This is a genomic window from Pelagibacterium lacus, from assembly GCF_003345525.1.
Taxonomy (GTDB): Bacteria; Pseudomonadota; Alphaproteobacteria; order Rhizobiales; family Devosiaceae; genus Pelagibacterium; species Pelagibacterium lacus.
Map to the genome: position 1 here is coordinate 55,987 of NZ_QQNH01000001.1, position 17,877 is coordinate 73,863.

The 17,877-nt window shown below is 65.6% G+C and carries 18 protein-coding genes; 4 read left to right on the plus strand and 14 right to left on the minus strand.

The features are described 5' to 3' along the window. Window positions 1–37: 37 nt before the first annotated feature. The 4 genes from DVH29_RS00290 to DVH29_RS00305 form a co-directional block, all read right to left on the minus strand. Window positions 38–619, minus strand: a complete 582-nt coding sequence (locus tag DVH29_RS00290; RefSeq protein ID WP_114644150.1) for a DUF6969 family protein — start codon at window positions 617–619, stop codon at window positions 38–40. Continuing rightward, the gene (locus DVH29_RS00295; RefSeq protein ID WP_114644151.1) at window positions 616–1,044 is read right to left on the minus strand and encodes a hypothetical protein; all 429 of its coding nucleotides are present in this window, start codon (window positions 1,042–1,044) and stop codon (window positions 616–618) included. Before DVH29_RS00295 ends, DVH29_RS00290 begins: the two co-directional genes overlap by 4 nt. After that, window positions 1,041–2,255 carry a YeeE/YedE family protein gene (locus DVH29_RS00300; RefSeq protein ID WP_114644152.1) on the minus strand — a complete coding sequence of 405 codons (1,215 nt, stop codon included), beginning with the start codon at window positions 2,253–2,255 and terminating at the stop codon, window positions 1,041–1,043. The genes DVH29_RS00295 and DVH29_RS00300 overlap by 4 nt, the downstream gene beginning before the upstream one ends. 86 nt (window positions 2,256–2,341) lie before the next feature. Then, window positions 2,342–3,244: a sulfurtransferase gene (locus DVH29_RS00305; protein WP_114644153.1), complete on the minus strand. Its 903-nt coding sequence runs from the start codon at window positions 3,242–3,244 to the stop codon at window positions 2,342–2,344. A gap of 211 nt (window positions 3,245–3,455) precedes the next feature. Between DVH29_RS00305 and DVH29_RS00310 the strand changes: the two genes are divergently transcribed. After that, window positions 3,456–4,391, plus strand: a complete 936-nt coding sequence (locus DVH29_RS00310; RefSeq protein WP_114644154.1) for an AEC family transporter — start codon at window positions 3,456–3,458, stop codon at window positions 4,389–4,391. Here DVH29_RS00310 and DVH29_RS00315 read toward each other — a convergent pair. From DVH29_RS00315 to DVH29_RS00330, 4 genes are all read right to left on the minus strand, one after another. Continuing rightward, the gene (locus DVH29_RS00315) at window positions 4,388–4,699 is read right to left on the minus strand and encodes a type II toxin-antitoxin system RelE/ParE family toxin (protein ID WP_114644155.1); all 312 of its coding nucleotides are present in this window, start codon (window positions 4,697–4,699) and stop codon (window positions 4,388–4,390) included. The genes DVH29_RS00310 and DVH29_RS00315 overlap by 4 nt on opposite strands. Next, window positions 4,699–4,968 (minus strand): ribbon-helix-helix domain-containing protein, encoded by a 270-nt coding sequence (locus tag DVH29_RS00320; protein WP_114644156.1) that lies wholly within the window; start codon window positions 4,966–4,968, stop codon window positions 4,699–4,701. The genes DVH29_RS00315 and DVH29_RS00320 overlap by 1 nt, the downstream gene beginning before the upstream one ends. A gap of 39 nt (window positions 4,969–5,007) precedes the next feature. Continuing rightward, window positions 5,008–6,123 (minus strand): cyclopropane fatty acyl phospholipid synthase, encoded by a 1,116-nt coding sequence (gene cfa, locus DVH29_RS00325; RefSeq protein WP_114644157.1) that lies wholly within the window; start codon window positions 6,121–6,123, stop codon window positions 5,008–5,010. Between the two features lie 105 nt (window positions 6,124–6,228). Next, window positions 6,229–6,486, minus strand: a complete 258-nt coding sequence (locus DVH29_RS00330) for a hypothetical protein (RefSeq protein WP_114644158.1) — start codon at window positions 6,484–6,486, stop codon at window positions 6,229–6,231. A gap of 180 nt (window positions 6,487–6,666) precedes the next feature. Between DVH29_RS00330 and DVH29_RS00335 the strand changes: the two genes are divergently transcribed. The 3 genes from DVH29_RS00335 to DVH29_RS00345 all read left to right on the plus strand — a co-directional run bounded on the left by DVH29_RS00335 (window position 6,667) and on the right by DVH29_RS00345 (window position 8,810). Next, on the plus strand, window positions 6,667–7,041 hold the full coding sequence (locus tag DVH29_RS00335; protein WP_114644385.1) for a YciI family protein: 375 nt from the start codon (window positions 6,667–6,669) through the stop codon (window positions 7,039–7,041). Next, entirely contained in the window at window positions 7,038–8,315 is a 1,278-nt protein-coding gene (locus DVH29_RS00340; protein WP_114644159.1) for an RNA polymerase sigma factor, read from the plus strand. Before DVH29_RS00335 ends, DVH29_RS00340 begins: the two co-directional genes overlap by 4 nt. Window positions 8,316–8,411: 96 nt before the next feature. Next, the gene (locus DVH29_RS00345; RefSeq protein WP_114644160.1) at window positions 8,412–8,810 is read left to right on the plus strand and encodes a VOC family protein; all 399 of its coding nucleotides are present in this window, start codon (window positions 8,412–8,414) and stop codon (window positions 8,808–8,810) included. 108 nt (window positions 8,811–8,918) lie between these two features. Here DVH29_RS00345 and DVH29_RS00350 read toward each other — a convergent pair whose 3' ends face one another. The 6 genes from DVH29_RS00350 to DVH29_RS00375 form a co-directional block, all read right to left on the minus strand. Then, window positions 8,919–10,466, minus strand: a complete 1,548-nt coding sequence (locus tag DVH29_RS00350; RefSeq protein ID WP_114644161.1) for a carbon-nitrogen hydrolase family protein — start codon at window positions 10,464–10,466, stop codon at window positions 8,919–8,921. A gap of 124 nt (window positions 10,467–10,590) precedes the next feature. Next, entirely contained in the window at window positions 10,591–11,613 is a 1,023-nt protein-coding gene (locus DVH29_RS00355; protein WP_114644162.1) for a TRAP transporter substrate-binding protein, read from the minus strand. Between the two features lie 122 nt (window positions 11,614–11,735). Then, entirely contained in the window at window positions 11,736–12,878 is a 1,143-nt protein-coding gene (locus DVH29_RS00360; RefSeq protein ID WP_114644163.1) for a PQQ-dependent sugar dehydrogenase, read from the minus strand. A gap of 88 nt (window positions 12,879–12,966) precedes the next feature. Then, window positions 12,967–13,665, minus strand: coding sequence for a D-lyxose/D-mannose family sugar isomerase (locus DVH29_RS00365; protein WP_114644164.1), 699 nt, complete (start codon window positions 13,663–13,665; stop codon window positions 12,967–12,969). Window positions 13,666–13,840: 175 nt separating this feature from the next. Beyond that, on the minus strand, window positions 13,841–15,730 hold the full coding sequence (locus DVH29_RS00370) for an ABC transporter ATP-binding protein (protein WP_114644165.1): 1,890 nt from the start codon (window positions 15,728–15,730) through the stop codon (window positions 13,841–13,843). Between the two features lie 49 nt (window positions 15,731–15,779). Beyond that, a complete protein-coding gene (locus DVH29_RS00375; protein ID WP_114644166.1) occupies window positions 15,780–17,645 on the minus strand; it encodes an ABC transporter ATP-binding protein in 1,866 nt (621 codons plus the stop codon). Between the last annotated feature and the right edge of the window lie 232 nt (window positions 17,646–17,877).

Consider the following 17,877-nt stretch of genomic DNA (forward strand, 5'->3'; position numbering starts at 1 on the left):
AAAATAAGCATAAGGACGCCGTTTGACAAGGGCAGGATCAGAACCGCACTTCCGAGGTGACTTCCAGCGCCCGGTCCTCGCGGGTGGAGATGTCGGTCTCGGGGCGATGGCGGGCGATGCGGATGTCGCGGGCGGTGATCAGCGCCGCGATCTCCTCCTCATGGGCGGCGACCACGCCGGTCAGCCAGCGATTGACCAGATAGGAGGGGCGCGGCATGTGCACGTCGAACCGGGTCAACAGGGCGATGGTGGGCTCGGCATCGAGCCAGTCGTCGCCCACCACCCATTGGTTGACCGTGAACAGGCGCACCAGGCGTCCGTAGCGGTCCACCCCGATGGCGATCAGGTGGTGGATGGGCCCGCTGGCCCCTTCGGGCCGGACGAAGCAATGGAAATGACCATGTTCGATGGCCGCGTCGGGATCGTCGGCCGGGTGCGAATGATAGAACCATTGCGCACCCGATTGGGGGTCGAACACGTCGTTTTCCGGATAGTGCGTCCAGACCGTCACCTGCGGCGCATCGCGCAGGGTTTCGGTGAGGACGTTGAGACCGCCCTTGGCAAGGACATTCTCGCAAAAGGCGATCTCGCGCCGGGCCTGTTCGACCGCTGCGTTCATCCCCCGACCACCAGGTCGGGCGCTTCGGTGGCGCCCTCCGGCAGGGGCGTCGGAGGCGGCGGCGGTGCGGCGAGGGCCGGCGCAGCAGCGGGAGCCTCCGGCATAGGCGCGGGCGGCGGCGGAGGCGCAGCCAGCGCGCTTTCCTGCGGCAGGGCGGCGGGAGGCGGCGGGGGCGCGGCCAGGGGTGCGCCCGCCGCACACGGCGCGGCGGCGACTGGGGCCCCGGCCGCACAGGGCGCGGCGGCGATCGGGGCTCCGGCCGCGCAGGGTGCGCCCGCGGCACAGGGCGCCGCCCCGCCTCCGGCGCTCTGCACGCTGGCCACCACCGGCGGAGGAAGCGGCCGCGTCACATGGTCGGCGACGATGGCCACGGTGCCGACGGCAAGCGCGGCGCCGAACAGAAGGGTGTTGCGTCCGGTGGTCATTTCCTGGGCAATCCATCAAGTCCAAACAGCGGGCGGGCATAGATCCCGATAAGCGAGCCGACAAAGGCCGAGGCGAACCACAGCCAGCCATGCAGGCTGCCCGAAGCGATGCCCGAGAACAAGGCCCCGATGTTACAGCCAAACGACAGCCGGGCGCCATAGCCCATCAGCAGCCCGCCAATGGCGGCGGCGAGGAACGAGCGGAACGGGATCTTGGCCTTGGGGGCAAACTTGCCGGCCAGCGCCGCCGCCAGCCCGGCGCCGAGGATGATGCCGAAATTCATCACCGAAGTGTTGTCGGCGAGCACCGAGGAATGGAGGGCCTGCGCCTGGGCCGGCCAGGTCCAGAATTCCCAGCTGGCCACCGGAAGCCCCGCCGCATCGGCGATCTTGGCGCCCCACAGGCCGAAGCCATAGGTGATCGACCACGGATGGCCGGCCACCAGCAGGGTGGCGATGTTGAGGATGGCCAGCACCAGCCCTGCCCCGACCAGCGGCCAGGGACCATAGAGCAGCCAGCTCCAGCTGGGCCGCTTGGGGGCCGGCTCCTGCTCGATATTGCCGTGCACGCGCCGCTCGATGATGGCGGTGACCAGCGCCACCAGCGCCAGCGCCAGCAGCGTCACGGCGATGCCGAAGCCGAGGCCGAGTTCCTGGCCGATGGAGACGATGCCGATATTGGGCTGTTCGAGCCACCAGGGCAGATGCGCCGTGCCCACCACCGCGCCGACGATGAAGAAGGCGAGGGTCACCAGCATGCGCGAGGAGCCCCCGCCCACGGTGAACAGGGTGCCCGAGCCGCATCCGCCGCCCAATTGCATGCCCAGCCCGAAGATCACCGCGCCCACCAGCACCGAGACGCCCACCGGACCGATGGCGCCGACCAGGGGCTGGCCGCCGATATTGCCGGCCGCCAGCAGCGGCATCATGGCGATGGCGGCGACGCCGATCATCAGCATCTGGGCGCGCATGGCGCGGCCCCGCTTTTCCACCACCATGCGGCGCCAGCCGCCGGTGAACCCGAACGAGCCGTGATAGAGCGCGGCACCCAGGCCCCCGCCAATGGCGAACAGGGTCGCCTGCTGCAGGTCGACCAGCAGCGTGATGGCGATGAAACCGATGAGAAGACCCAGCGCGGCCACCAGCGTGGGAGCCCTGTCGGACACCGCCGGCGGCAGGTAGCTGGGACGATCGAGAGCAATATCGGACATTTCGATCTTTCAGAAAAACAGTGCGGTTGACAAGACGAATGCCCCGACAGCCGGGGCATTCGCAAGAGGACAAGTCTGCCGGCGGATTATTGTACCGGGCGCGAATCCACGGCGGTCCATTCGGCCATGGAGCCGTCATACATGGAGGTGTTCTTGTTGCCGAGGATTTCCGAAAGCCCGAACCAGGCGACGGTCGCCCAATGGCCGGTATTGCAGAAGGCGATGTTTTCCTCATCCGCCCCGAGCCCGATGGCTTCGGAGAGCGCGGCCACGGTTTCGGGCTGGGCGAAGCGGGCATATTCGGAGCTGTAGAGCTCGAAATGCGGCAGATTCACCGAGCCGGGAATGGTGCCGAGCTTGGCGACGACGCCGCTTTTGCTCTCGCCGTTGAACTGCTCCGGCGGACGGCCATCGACCAGCGCGACGCCATTTTCGAGCGCCGCTTCCACATCGGCCGTGGTGGCCAGCAGGTGGCTCTGCAGCTCGACGGCGAAGTCGGACGGCTCGGGCTGATCCAGTTCGGCCACGCGTTCGCCGCCGGCCGCATCGTACTGGCGCCAGCCGCCGTCGAGGATCGAGACCGCCTCATGGCCGAGATATTTGAAGGTCCAGTAGACGCGGGTGGCTCCGCCGATCTCCGAGGAATCGGTGCCCCAGGGCAGGATCACCACGTGGTCGTCATTGTCGATGCCCAGGCTCTCGATCAGCGCGATGGCCTGTTCCTCGCCGGGGAACATGCCCGGCACGCCATCGACTTCCGTGCGCCAGCCAAAGCTGGAATAGGGCGCGACGACCGAATTGGCGACATAGGGCGTCGCGCCCAGATCGGTGCCTTCGATATTGTCGCGGATGTCGATGATGACGAGGTTGTCCGCGCCTGCGTTCTGGACGAGCCAGTTGGCATCGACCAGCGGGGTGATTGCGGATTGGGCGAAAGCCGGCGCGGACAGGGTCGCGGCGACGGCAAAGGCGGTCAACGCCAGACGCATGGTTCTTGATCTCCAAGGGGTTTTGCTGCCCATGATCATCGCCGATCGGCATTGGTCTGGCGAGGATTGTACGATCAATTTTCGCTCCCGCGCCGGAAAGGACTCCCACTGACGCCCGCGTCGGGAGCATTGCATTCCGGCCCCTGCCCTCTCTGGCTTTGGCGGGCAATTGCGGATAGAAGATGCGCCTTCGCATTTTTCCCCTGTGCCCATGCTTACGCTGATTTTTTCCGCCCTCCTGCCCATCGCCCTGATCATCGCGCTCGGACATCTGCTCAAGCGCTTCGGGTTCCTGGGCGAAGGGTTCTGGCCGCAGGCGGAAAGGCTGGCCTATTTCATCCTGCTGCCGCTGTTGTTCGCCCATGGGCTCTACAAGGCCGACCTCTCCGGCATGCCGATCGCCGGGCTCGCGGCGGGTCTGGTCGTTCCGGCCATTGCCGGCACCCTGTTGCTGCTGGCCGCCAACCGGGTGACCCGCTTCGAGGGTCCGGTGCTCACCTCGGTGGTGCAGGGCGGCATAAGGTTCAACAATTATGTCGGGGTGACCGCCGCGGTCGGCCTGCTCGGCCTCTCGGGCGCGGCGCTTGCCGCGGTGGTCAACGCCATTCTGGTGCCCACGGTCAACATCATCTGCGCCCTGGTCTTCGCCCGCCACGGCACGCGGCAACCCGATGCGCTGGGGGTCGTGCGGTCGATCGTGTTCAATCCGCTCATCCTGGGGTGCGCCGGCGGCGTCCTGCTGCGGCTGACCGGCATCGCGCTGCCGGCCGGCATCGAAGGCTTCATGCAGGCCATGGGCCAGGCGGCGCTGCCGATCGGCCTCCTCTGCGTCGGCGCAGCGCTCAACTGGGATGCGCTCGGACGGGGCATGCGCCCGGCGCTGGTGGCGACGCTGGCGCGGTTCCTCCTCATCCCGGCCCTGACCGCCGCCATCTGCCTCATGACCGGGCTCACCGGGCCGGCAGCGCTGGTGCTGCTGCTCATCCAGTGCCTGCCCACCGCCTCCTCGGCCTATGTCATGGCGCGGCAACTGGGCGGGGACGCCCCGCTCATGGCCGGCATCATCGCCTTCCAGACGGTTGTGGGCGTGGTCACCGTGCCCCTCACCCTCCTGCTGCTCGCGCCCTTGGTGGGGGCTGCGGCCTAATCGGTGCGCATGAGCGCGTCATAGTCACGCCCGCCATAGAAAATGCTCACGATTTCGACGGCGCCATCGGCGATGCGATAGGCGATGACGGCCGAGCGCTCGAAGGGCGCAATCCGGATGCCGGGTCCGAGATTGGGTCGAGCCGGATACCCTTCCGGAACCTCCCCGATGGCCTCGCATTTCTGGCGAATCCGGCGGACGAACCCCATCACCACGGCCGCGTCGGCGCCGGTTTCGACGAGGTGGGCAAAAATCTCTTCCAGATCGGCCAGGGCTTCCTGCCGCAACAGGACCGGAAGCCGCCGCATCAGGATGTGCGGGAGAGGGTTTTCGCGCGCCGCTCCAGTCTTGCGAAGGCCTCGTCGAGCGGCAGGGGAGGACGCGGATCGTCGAGGGAGCGCCCAATGCGGGCGCGCATGGCCGTCAGGCGCTCGGCGTGCTCCTCTTCCCCGCGCATCCAGTTGCGCATGGCTTCGCGCAGCACCTCGCTGGTCGAGGCATAGCGCCCCGCCTCGACCTGACGCTTGATCGCCGCCACCATTTCGGCGGGCAGTGTGATGCTGAGTTTCTCGCTCATGGCGGAAAGGTAGGATAAAATCCCACCGGCAACAAGGTCCTAGCGCACCGAGCGATAGCCGCCGGCGAGGCCCTTGCGGGAATAGACGATCTGCCACAAATGCACCCAGCGGGCGCGGAAGACGGCGGCGCAGCTCAGCAGGTAATAGCGCCACATGCGATAGAAGCGTTCGTCATAGGCATCGCGCAGATCGGGCCATGCGGCCTCGAACCGGTCGTGCCAGGCCATCAGCGTCGGATCGTAATCGGCACCGAAATTGTGCCAGTCCTCCATGATGAGCTTGCCTTCCACCGCGCCCGAAACCTGTTTGGGCGAGGGCAGCATGCCATTTGGGAAAATATATTTCTCCAGCCACGGCTCGCCCGCGTGCCGCGACAGCGACCCGCCGATGCTGTGGAGCAGGAACAGGCCGTCATCGGGCAGCAGGTCGCGGACCTTGGAGAAATAGGGTCCGTAATTCTTATAGCCCACATGCTCGAACATGCCGATCGAGACGATGCGGTCGAACGTGCCGTCGAGCTCGAGATAATCCATCAGCCGGGTTTCGATCGGCAGGTCGCCGCGCAGATCGTTGGCCAGCGCCATCTGCTCCTTGGACACCGTGATCCCCAGCCCGGTGACGCCGTAGCGCTCGGCGGCAAAGCGCAGAAAGCCGCCCCAGCCCGAGCCGATATCGAGCACCCGCATGCCCTCCTTCAGGCCGATCTTGCGGCAGATGAGGTCGAGCTTGGCCTCCTGGGCCGCCTCGAGGGTGGTCGCATCGCGCCAATAGGCGCAGGAATAGACCATGTAGGGATCGAGCATGCGGCGATAGAGGTCGTTGCCGATATCGTAGTGCTTTTCGCCCACCTCGCGCACATGGCTGCGCTGGGGGTTGAACAGGATGCCCTTGATGGTGAGCAGGGCCAGCGAGAAATCGACCTTGATCTTGTGATGGATTTCGTTGGTGAGGATTCGATAGAGGAACTGGTCGACGGCCGGGGCGTCCCACCAGCCATCCATATAGGCCTCGCCCAGGCCGAGGGAGCCCTGGGTCATCACCCGCTGGAACAGCCGGTCGTCATGGACTTCGATGTCCCACGGCCGGGAGCCGCCGACCTCGATATCGATCTGCGCCAGAACGTCTGTAATGAAGGATTTGAACTTGTCGGTCATAGCCGCCGCCCGAGGCTGAACATAACGCGGCGGGGAGCGTCAACGGATGGTGCTTCCCGTCAACCTGAACACACTAAAATTTGGCGCACTTGTCCAGTGCCCTGATCATTCCCACTCGGCGGGCTGCGGATCGGGCGGGCTGTAACCATCCTCGTCATCGGCGGTTTCCAGAATGCCGATCAGTTCGGCCACCTTGCCGGTCGGCAGGTGATTGCCGTCATTGACCAGCGCCTCGTCCGATTGCAGCCAGGCCAGAGCCTTGGTCAATTCGGCCGAAGTCGGCTCGATGGCCGCGATCTCGGCGGCAAGGTGATTGTCGATCGGACCGAGGATCCGTTCGATGCCGTCTCGTGTCAGTGCCATGCTCGCACCCCAGGAAAATTACGCGACAAATCCGAAACGCCCGACGCGGATTCGGGTTGCATGGGGGTGGCGCCGGCCGGTCAACGGGCGCATTCTCCCCGGCGACCGCGCGGCAAAAATCCGTCCCCGATGTCGGATCGGCCGGCGCACCAACGTCCTGAGCATATCGAGGAGAACCAGATGCTCTACGCCATCCTGTGTTACAACGACGAAGCCGCTGTCGGCGCCTGGTCCAAGGAACATGACGCCAGGATCATGACCGACCTGCTCGCCGTGCAGAAACCGCTGGTCGAGGCGGGCAAGATGGGGCCGGTGGCCCGGCTGATGCCCACCACGGCCGCGACCACCCTGCGCAAGAGCGCCGGGGAGCCCGTCATCCTCGATGGTCCGTTCGCCGAGACCAAGGAACAGTTTCTCGGCTTTTATGTCATGGATGCGGAGAGCCTCGAGGAGGTCGTGCAGGTGGTGCGCGACCTGGCCGAGGCCAATCCGGGCATGGGCTCGTACGAGATCCGCCCGGTTCGCGATTTCTTTCCCGGAGCGACAACCAAGTGAACGACAAGGATGCCAACTGGATCGGCCTGGTTCTGGCCGGCGCCCGCGCCAAGGCGGTCGCCGCCCTCTACCGCTATTTCCGCGACCTCGACATGGCCGAGGAAGCGTTTCAGGAGGCATCCCTGCGCGCCCTCAAATCCTGGCCGAAAAACGGCCCGCCGCGCGATGCCGCCGCATGGCTCATCCTGGTGGGCCGCAATTCGGGCATCGACGCCATCCGCCGCAAGGCGCGGTTCACCGACCTGCCCGACGAGGAACGGATTTCCGACACCTCGGACGCCGAGGCCGACATCGCCGAGCGCATCGACGATTCCCATTATCGCGACGACATCCTGCGGCTGCTATTCGTGTGCTGCCACCCCGACCTGCCGGCCACCCAGCAGATCGCCCTGGCGCTGCGCGTGGTTTCGGGGCTCACCGTCAGGCAGATCGCCCGGGCTTTCCTCGTATCCGACGCCGCCATGGAGCAGCGCATCACCCGCGCCAAGGCGCGCATCGCCAGGTCGGGGGCGCAATTTGAAACCCCCGACGCCGCCGATCGCGCCGCGCGGGTGGGATCGGTCGCGGCGATGATCTATCTGGTGTTCAACGAGGGCTATACCTCGGCGGGGGAGCGGGCCGAGACGCGCGCCACCTTCGCCGACGAGGCCATCCGCCTCGGACGGCTCCTGCTCGGGCTGTTTCCCAACGAACCCGAACTGATGGGACTGCTGGCGCTGATGCTCATCCAGCATTCGCGCGACGCCGCCCGCTTCGATGCCGCGGGCAATATCGTCCTGCTCGACGATCAGGACCGCGCGCTGTGGGACCGGCCGATGATCGCGGAGGGGCTGGCGCTGATCGACAAGGCCATGCGCCACCGCACGCCCGGCGTCTTCCAGCTCCAGGCGGCGATCGCCGCCATCCATGCCCATGCGGAAACCCCCGAGGCCACCGACTGGGTCGAGATCGAACTGCTCTATCGCGTGCTCGAACGCCTGCAGCCCTCCCCGGTCGTCACCCTCAACCGCGCCGTCGCCGTGTCGCGCACCGAGGGTCCGCAGGCTGCGCTCGACCTCATCGAGCCCCTGGCCGACGCCCTGGGCGGGTATTTCTATTTCCACGGCCTGCGCGGCGGGCTGCTCAAGGATCTGGGCCGGATCGAGGAGGCGCGCGCCGCCTTCGACATCGCCATCGCCCATGCCAATACCAGCGCCGAAGCGGTCCATATCCGCGCCCATCTGGACAAGCTCGGCGCACCGCCGGCCACCTCACCGGTCGAATCAAGACGGTGAGCCGATGAATCAAGGGCGTGACGCAGCGAGTCGGGAAACCGGCGTTGGCGCTTGATATTGAATCGGTATTTGCAACGGAGCTCGAGGAGGCTCGACATGAAGATCACCCCCTATCTCAACTTCGCCGGCGATTGCCGCGCGGCGATGACCTTCTATCAATCGGTGTTCGGCGGCGAGCTCGAAATGACCGCCCACAAGGACACCCCCATGGCCGAACATGTTCCCCCCGAGATGCAGGACCAGATCATGCACGCCGTGCTGACCACCGGCGATGGGGTCCTCTTCGCCTCGGACGCGCCCATGGCGCAGGCGAATAGCTTCTCGGGCGTTTACATCACGGTGCATCCCCAGACGGTGGAGGAGGCCGAGCGCATGTTCGACCGGCTCAGCGAGGGCGGCACGGTGGAAATGGCGCTGGAGGAGACGTTCTGGGCGAAGCGCTTCGGCATGCTGCACGACCGCTGGGGTGTGAAGTGGATGTTCAATGTGACGTAAGCGGGCCGCCCCCCTCCTTCTTCCCTGGTGGGAGAAGGTGGATCGGACCGGAAGGTCCGAGACGGATGAGGGGGGCGCCGCGCCGGCCCCGAACGCCACCGTCTCCCCCTACCCCCCATCCTTCCACCGGATGCGATAGAGGTCGAAGCGGCGATCGCGGAGGTTGCGGACGGCGCCCTGGGCGCGGGCCCATTGCAGGGTCGAGACGTTGAGATCGGCCACCACGACCATCTCCACATTCTCGCTCGCCTCCGCCGCGATGCCGTCGCGGGCGAAGGGCATGTCGGAGGGCGTGAAAATGGCCGAATGGGCGTAGTTGATATCGAGATTATCGACATTGGCCAGATTGCCGGTGATGCCCGAGGTCACCACATAGCACTGGTTCTCGATGGTGCGGGCCTGGCTGCAATATTTCACCCGCAAATGGCCCTGCCGCGTGTCGGTGCAATAGGGCACGAACATGATGCGCGCGCCCTGATCGGCGAGGCGCCGCGCGACCTCGGGGAATTCGCTGTCATAGCAGATCATCACCCCGATCGGCCCGCAATCGGTGTCGATCACATCCACCGCATCGCCGCCGACAATGCCCCAGTAATCCCGTTCGTCCGGGGTCGGGTGCATCTTTTCCTGGGCGTGCACGGTGCCGTCGCGCAGGAAGACGTAGCAGACATTCTGGATGTCCTCGTCCTCGGTGATGGTGGGATGGCTGCCGCCGATGATGTTGATGTTGAACTTGAGCGCCATCTGCTGCATGCGCTCGATGAATTGCGGGGTGTATTCGGTCAGCCGCAGGATCGCTTCATGCGGGGGCTGCTCCGGCTCGCTGGACAGCAGCATCAGGGTGAAGAGTTCGGGAAACACCACGAAATCGGAGCTGTAATCGGCCGCCACGTCGACGAAATACTGCATATGGGTGAAAAAGGCATCGGCATCGGCAAAGCGCCGGGCTTCGAGCTGCACCGTGGTCACCCGCACCGTTTCCTTCGAGCGCTGATGCGCCGGGCGGCCCTCGTCCTCCTCGTCATAGCGCGGATTGCGCCACACCATCAGCGCCGCGTGCCCGCCCGAGGCCTTGTCGTCGGGGTGGTAGTTGCGCAGCAGCATTTCGGGCTCGAAGCCCAGCTTCATCTGGAAGCTGGCCACCGGGTCGCGCACCTCCCGCTCCCGCACCGCCTCGAAATAGTCCTTGATGCGCGGATAGTCCTTCTTGTTGCGGCGATAGCCGGGGAGCCGGCCGCCAAAGGCGATGCCCTTGAGCCAGAGCTCGTCGCACAGGCGCTGGCGTGCCTCGTAGAGCCGGCGGCCGATGCGGTTGCGCTGGCGGCCCGGATCGACGCACACCTCGACGCCATAGAGCCATTCGCCCCTGGCGTTGTGCAGCGTGCCATAGCCGGCGCCGGTGATGTTTTCCCAGGTGTGCTGCTTGAAAATCTGCCGCTCGGCCAGTTGCAGCGTCGCGGCATAACCGACGATCTGCCCGTCATAGACGGCGACGAACTGGCCTTCGGGAAAGGCGTTGATCTGGCCGCGAATGGTGCCGGGAAGGTAGGTATCTTCCTCGGGATAGACGCGCTGGGTCAGCGCGATGATGGCGGGGATGTCGCGAATCCTCGCCGTCCGCACCTCGAGGAGCGGTTTGTCGGAGAGTTTGTGCACAGGGGCGGAACCTCGTTTGGGGTCGGATCAATGGCTTTGTGCCAGCATGGCCGGCTTATGCCAATATAATGTCTCAATGCCCCATTTGGCTCCGCACGCCGAAGCTGCGGAGCCAATGGCCCATCTAACGGTGTTCCTCGGCCACCAGTTCGGTGGCACGGGCATAGAGCGCCGCGCCGTCGATGCCGCTGGCGGCCATTTCGGCGAACCAGTCGTCGATGGTGGCCTGCGCCGCCGCGCGCCAGCGCGCGGCTTCCCCGGCGTCGAGGGTGATCACCCGGTTGCCGCGCTCGAGCGCCTGCTCCAGCCCGACAATGTCGTCGGCATCGTTGGCGGCGCCGAAGCGGCCGGCCCATTCGATGCCGGTATTGGCATCGATCACTGCCTGCAATTCGGGCGGCAGCCGGTCATAGGCCCCCTGGTTCATCACCACGGCGAAGGTCTGGGTATAGAGCCCGTGATCGCCCGCGAACCCGGTGTGGTTGGAGACCAGCTCGCTGGTCCGCAGGGCCAGCGTCACCTGCCAGGGGATGGTCGCCCCGTCGATGACGCCGCGGGTCAGCGCCTCGGGAACCTCGGGCACGGGAAAGCCGATGGCCTCGGCGCCCAGATCGGTGAGCATGGCACTGATCACCCGCGAGCCGCCGCGGATCTTGAGCCCCTGCAGGTCCTCCAGCCGTTCGATGGGCCGGTTGGAATGAAACAGGCCCGGTCCATGGGTATGGACGGCGATCAGCTTCAGCCCGGCGAATTCGTCCATGGCGTTTTCCTCGACATAGCGCTGGAAGGCGCGCGAGGTGTCCTCGGCATTGGTGACGAGGAAGGGCATCTCGAAGACCTCGGCCTTGGGGAAGCGCCCCGGCGTATAGCCGAGCACCGTCCAGACGAGATCGACCGCCCCGCCCTGCGCCTGGGCGAAGAGGTCGGCCGGGGCGCCGCCCAGCATCATCGAGGGATAGAATTCCACCGCGATGCGGCCATCCGACTGCGCCTCGATGGCCTCGGCCCAGGGCACGAGGCCCTCGCGGGGCACGCTGTCGGTCATGGGGAGGAAGTGGTGCAGGCGCAGGGTGAACTCCTGCGCCATTATGGATGGAGCGAACGCGCAGCACGCCAGTGCCGCGGCAAGGAGGGTTCTGGTGAACATGGATGGTCCCCGAATGCGCGGGACCAGCAAGGGTGCCTCTCACCCTGTGCGAGTTCGATCCCGCTCCGGGCGCATGGCTGGCCCGGGCGCCGGTTCCCCCGGCACCCGGCTGGATTAGCCGATCATTGCGCGGCGCTCAACCGCAGAATGCGACCATCCGCATCGTCGGTGAGGAGATAGAGCGCGCCGTCGGGGCCCTGCACCACGTCGCGGATGCGATATTCGAAGGCGTCTCCGAACAGGAATTCGTCCCCCACCACGCTGTCGCCGTCGAGATCGATGCGGATGAGGTCGGTGCCGGCCAAAGCGCCCATGAAGGCGTCGCCCTGCCAGTCGGGGAACATGTCGCCGGTATAAAACATCAGCCCCGAGGGCGCCGGCGAGGGCACCCAGGTGCGCTCGGCCGCGATGAGGTCGCCGGGCAGGTCCTGGGGCGGGTCGATGGGATCGCCGGAATATTCGGTGCCCTCGGTGAGGAGAGGCCAGCCGTAATTGCCGCCGGCGACGATCCGGTTGAGTTCGTCGCCGCCGCGCGGGCCGTGCTCGGAGACCCAGAGCTGGCCGGTTTCGGGGTGCAGCGCCGCCCCTTGCATGTTGCGATGGCCATAGCTCCAGATTTCCGGAAGCGCGCCGTCGGTGCCGACGAAGGGGTTGTCCTCGGGCACCGTGCCATCGGGCAGGATGCGGATCACCTTGCCCAGATGCGACCCCAGATCCTGGGCCTGCACGCGAAATTCGGCATCGGAGCGCTCGCCGGTGGTGATGAAAAGATAGCCGTCATTGTCGAAGACGAGGCGCGAGCCGAAATGCAGGGAGGACGGGAGCTTGGGCTGCTGTGAGAAGATGATCTCGACATCGACCAGTTCGGTCATCTCCGCATCGAGGACGCCGCGCGCCACCGCCGTCGAATTGGTGCCCGCTTCCTCGCCGGCCTCGGCGAAGCTGAGATAGACATAGCGGTTGGAGGCGAAATCGGGATCGAGCGCGATGCCGAGCAGACCGCCCTGCCCTTCGAACACCACGTCCGGCACCCCGGCCACAGGCTCGGAAATCTCGCCCTCGGCCGTCACATGGCGCAGATTGCCGGCCCGCTCGGTGACCAGCATGCTGCCGTCATCGAGAAAGACCATGCCCCAGGGAAACTGGAGGCCCTCGACGTAAGAGGCGAGTTCGATCGTGCCCGTTTCGGTCTCGTAGGTCTGGGCAAAGGCCGGGGCCGTCAACGCCGTGGCGCCGGCAAAAAGGGCAAGGGGTGCCTTGAGCATGTGCGATCTCCATTCAGTGTACACAGGCGGAATGGAGGGCGCGCGACAGGGTTCCTCGCGCAGTGCTCACAATATGGTCAGGATGGGATCAAGCCCTGGTGCCAAACCAGGTCTCGTAATCGGACACCAGCAGATGCATGGGATCGACATCCTCCTCGATGGCGGAAAACCGGCCGAGGGGATCGAGGAAGGTGTTGTCGGTACGGTCGTCATTGACGGTGGAGACCTCCCCCACCAGCACGTCGCCGCCCTCGCCCCAGAATTTGTGCCAATTGCCCGGCAGGAGGGTGACGCTTTCGCCGGGGCGCAGTTCGAGGATGCCCCCGGCCGGCAGCACGCGGCGGATGCCGTCGGTGACGACTTCGACGTCGCCACTGGTATCGATGCCCACGCCGGTGCCGTCGTCATTATAGAGCTGGAGCGCCAGGGTCGCGCCGCCGCGATTGATGATGTCCTCGGCCTTGATGGTGTGCCGGTGCATGGGCGAGATCTGGTCCTGACGCGAGATCATGATCTTTTCGGCGTAGAGCATGCCCCGCCCCTTGGCGAGGTCGGCGGCGTCGCCATTGCGGACGGTGAAGAGGAACAGGCCCAGCGTATCGAAATCGCCCTGGCCGTAATCGGTGACGTCCCAGCCCAGCCCCGCCTTGACGATGGTGCCGATCTCGCCCTGGCGATCCTTCATTTCCGAGGGGGTCCAATAGGCAAAGGGCGGCAGGACATAGCCGAAGGACCGGATGAACTCATCGGCCTGGGCAATGATCTCGTTGACGCGTGAACGCTTCATCCAAAGTCTCCGGAAACGAACCCAATAAATCTGAGCCAGATGGCTGATCGTCAAGCCTTTTTTGAGATCGTCCAGGGATGGCGCCGCACCTTTAGAGGAGTGAAGCTAAGCGCAACCGCACGTTCCGGCAAGAGCGGCGCGCATCCGCGCGCTGTTTCCCCTGATGTAGAGCCGGTCAGGCCGGGGCGGTCTCCTGCTCGATGCCGATGAAACCGCCCGATTGCCGCTCCCACAGGCGGGCATAGATGCCGCCCGCCGCCACGAGGCTGTCATGGGTGCCCTCCTCGACCACCCGGCCCTGGTCGAGGATCACCAGCCGGTCCATGGCGGCGATGGTCGAGAGGCGATGGGCGATGGCGATCACCGTCTTGCCGTCCATGAGGCTGTCGAGCTGGCCCTGGATCGCCGCCTCGACCTCGCTGTCGAGGGCCGAGGTCGCCTCGTCGAGGACGAGGATCGGGGCATCCTTGAGCAGCACGCGGGCGATGGCGATGCGCTGGCGCTGCCCGCCCGAGAGCTTAACCCCGCGCTCGCCCACCTGGGCGTCATAGCCCTTGCGCCCGCGATTGTCCTCGAGCCCCATGATGAAATCATGCGCCTCGGCCTTCTTGGCGGCGGCGATCATTTCCTCCTCGGTGGCGTCGGGGCGCCCGAACATGATATTGGCGCGCACGGTGCGATGCAGGAGCGAGGTGTCCTGGGTGACGACGCCGATCTGCTCACGCAGGGAATGCTGGGTCACCCTGGAGATATCCTGCCCGTCGATCAGGATGCGGCCGCTTTCCAGATCGTAAAAGCGCAGCAGCAGGTTGACGAGGGTCGACTTGCCCGCCCCCGAATGGCCGACAAGGCCGATCTTTTCACCCGGCGCGATGGCGAGGTCGACCCCCTCGATCACCCCGCGCTTGCGGCCGTAATGGAAGCGCACGTTCTCGAACGTGATCCCGGCCTCCCTGACCACCAGCGGGGCGGCGTCGGGGGCGTCGATCAATTCGAGCGGCTGGGCGATGGTCTCCATGGCGTTCTGCACCACGCCGAAATGGCGCATCAGGCCGTTGAGCTGGCCCATCAGCCGCCCCTGCATCATGTTGAAGCGCAGGACGAGGCTGAGGGTGAAGGCGATGGCGCCCACCGTGATCGCGTTGCTGGCCCACAGATGCACGGCGAGGAGGCCGAAGGCGATGAGCATCACCGTGCTCAGCAAGCCCATGGTGGCCCGCATGCCGGTGACCAGCCGCGCGAGGCGGGTCGCCGAGGCCAGATAGCGCTCGAACCCCTTGCGCACATAGACGTCGTTGCGCTCGTCGCTTCCGAACACCCGCAGGGTCTGGATATTGGAGAAGCTGTCGGTCACCCGGCCGTTGAGCACCGAAACGGCCTCGGCGTTCTCGGCGGCCCGGGCGCGCATATTGGGGATGAAATAGCGGGCCGAGAGCAGCAGTATGGCGATCCAGGCAACGACCAGCCCGGCCATGCGGATATCGAGCTGGGCGAAGAGGACGATAGTGGTGGTCGCAAAGATCATCAGCGCCCAGCCGACCTGGATGACATTGCTGATGAAATCGTTGAGCGACTGGGCGGCCTGGGTCACCTTGGTCACCAGCCGCCCGGCGAAATCGTCGTTGAAGAAGCGGATCGACTGGCGGGCCACATAGGTATAGCTCTGCCAGCGCACCATGGTGTTGAAGCCGCGCCCGATGGTCTGTTCCTCGACCAGCGCCTGCAAGGCGGGGGCAAGGAAGCGCCCCAGCACGATGACCAGCAGCATCAGCACCAGTTCGGGCGCGTGCGCGGCGGGCAAGCCCTCCCAGCCGGCGGCCGGATCGCTGCTCTCGAGCAGGTCGATCAGCCGGCCCATATAGTAGAAGAACAGGGCCTCGAACAGCCCGACCAGCCCGGTGGCGACGAGCACCACGACGTAAGGGAGCTTGGCCTGGCTGACATGATGCCAGATGAACGCCCAGACGGTATTGGGCGGCTGTTCGATATCATGGGGCTTGAACGGATCGATCCAAGTCTCGAATTTTCCGCTGAGCCACAACAAGGGTCTGAGAAGCGTGGACATGGCCGCCACTGTGATCGTAACCCCTGAGTCTCGCAAGGGGCGGCGCAGATCACTGCGCCGCCACCTCGTCGGCATCGGCATCGATGAAGCCGCCGGACTGGCGCGCCCAGAGCCGGGAATAGATGCCGCCGCTCTCGACCAGTTGGGCGTGGGGGCCTTCTTCCACCACCCTGCCCTCATCGAGGACGATCAGCCGGTCCATGGCGGCGATGGTCGAGAGCCGATGGGCGATGGCGATCACCGTCTTGCCGTCCATGAGGCTGTCGAGCTGGCTCTGGATCGCCGCCTCGACCTCGCTGTCGAGCGCGGATGTAGCCTCGTCGAGGACGAGGATGGGGGCGTCCTTGAGCAGCACGCGGGCGATGGCGATGCGCTGGCGCTGGCCGCCCGAGAGCTTCACCCCGCGCTCGCCCACATGGGCGTCATAGCCGGTGCGGCCCCTGGCATCGACCAGGCCCAGGATGAACTCATGGGCCTCGGCTTTTTTGGCGGCGGCGACCATCTCCGCGTCGGTCGCGTCAGGGCGGCCATATTTGATGTTCTCGCGCACCGAGCGGTGCAGCAGCGAGGTGTCCTGGGTCACCACGCCGACATTGGCGCGCAGCGAATCCTGCGCCACCGCCGCGACATCGGTGCCGTCGACGAGGATCTGCCCGCTCTGGCGGTCGTAGAAGCGCAGCAGCAGGTTGACGATGGTCGACTTGCCGGCGCCTGAACGGCCCACAAGGCCGATCTTCTCGCCGGGCCGGATATGCAGGTTCAGCCCCTCGATGACCCGGTTGGTGCTGTCGTCGCCCTTCTTGCCGTAGTTGAAGGCCACGTCCTTGAAGGCGATATCGCCCTCGACTCGGTCGAGACGGGGCGCGTCGGGCTCGTCGGCGACGATGGATGGCAGGGAGAGCGAATTGATGCCGTCGCGCACCGTGCCGATATTTTCGAACAGCGCCGACATTTCCCACATGATCCACTGGCTCATGCCCTGGAAGCGCAGGACGATGGCCGCGGCGGCGGCCACCGCGCCCGCCGACACCATGTCGCCCAGCCACAGCCAGATGCCCACCGCGCCCACCGAGAACAGCAGCAGGGAATTGAGGATGGTGATGGCCTGGTTGAGGATGGTGATGTAGCGCATCTGGCCGTAGACGGTGTGGAGGAACTCGTCCATGACCTCGCGCGCGTAACCCTCCTCGCGGCTCGAATGGGAGAACAGCTTGACCGTCGCGATATTGGTGTAGCTGTCGACGATGCGGCCGGTCATCAGCGAACGGGCATCGGCCTGCAATTCGGAGATCTTGCCGACCTTGGGCACGTAGTGGCGCAGGATGACGATATAGGCGATTACCCAGACGACGAAGGGCAGCGCCAGCCAGATATTGTTCATGGCGGCGAGGACCACCGCGCCGACGAAATAGACGATGACGTAGTTGAGCACGTCGAGCAACTTCATCACCGTCTCGCGCACGGCGAGGGCGGTCTGCATCACTTTGGTGGCGATACGCCCGGCGAACTCGTCCTGGAAATAGCTCATGGACTGGCGGATCAGGTAGCGATGCGCCATCCAGCGGATGCGCTGGGGGAAATTGCCCAGCAGCGTCTGGTGGATGATGAGATTGGACAAGAACACAAGGCTGGGCAGCACGACGATCACGAACAGCCCCATCCAGAGCAGCATCGGGCCTTCATCGGCGAGGAAGGTGGATTTGTCGGCCTGCGACAGCCAGTCGATCACATTGCCCAGAAAGCCGAACAGCAGGATCTCGGCCAGCGCCACCAGTGTCGAGAGCACCGCCATGATGGCAAGCGGCAGCTTCACCCCGTCCATATAGTGCAGGCAGAAGGCGAGGATGCCCTTGGGCGGCTCTGCCGGCGGGTCTGCGGGATAGGGGTTTAGGAGCTTTTCGAACCAGCGAAACATGGGGAAACCGCGTGCGGGAAGAGAAACGGCATCGTCATCCCCGCCTTCCCGGCCTGTGGAGATGACATGATCGGACAATTAAACAAGCTAATGCTTGATAAATTCAAATACGGACAGGGTCAAGCATCGTCCGGCCCGGCCGCCGCCTGTGCGCCGTCCGCTGCCTTCAAGAACAAGGACGTTTGCCGAACCGTTCCGCCGACATCTCTCCGCATAGACGCGGCAGATGACG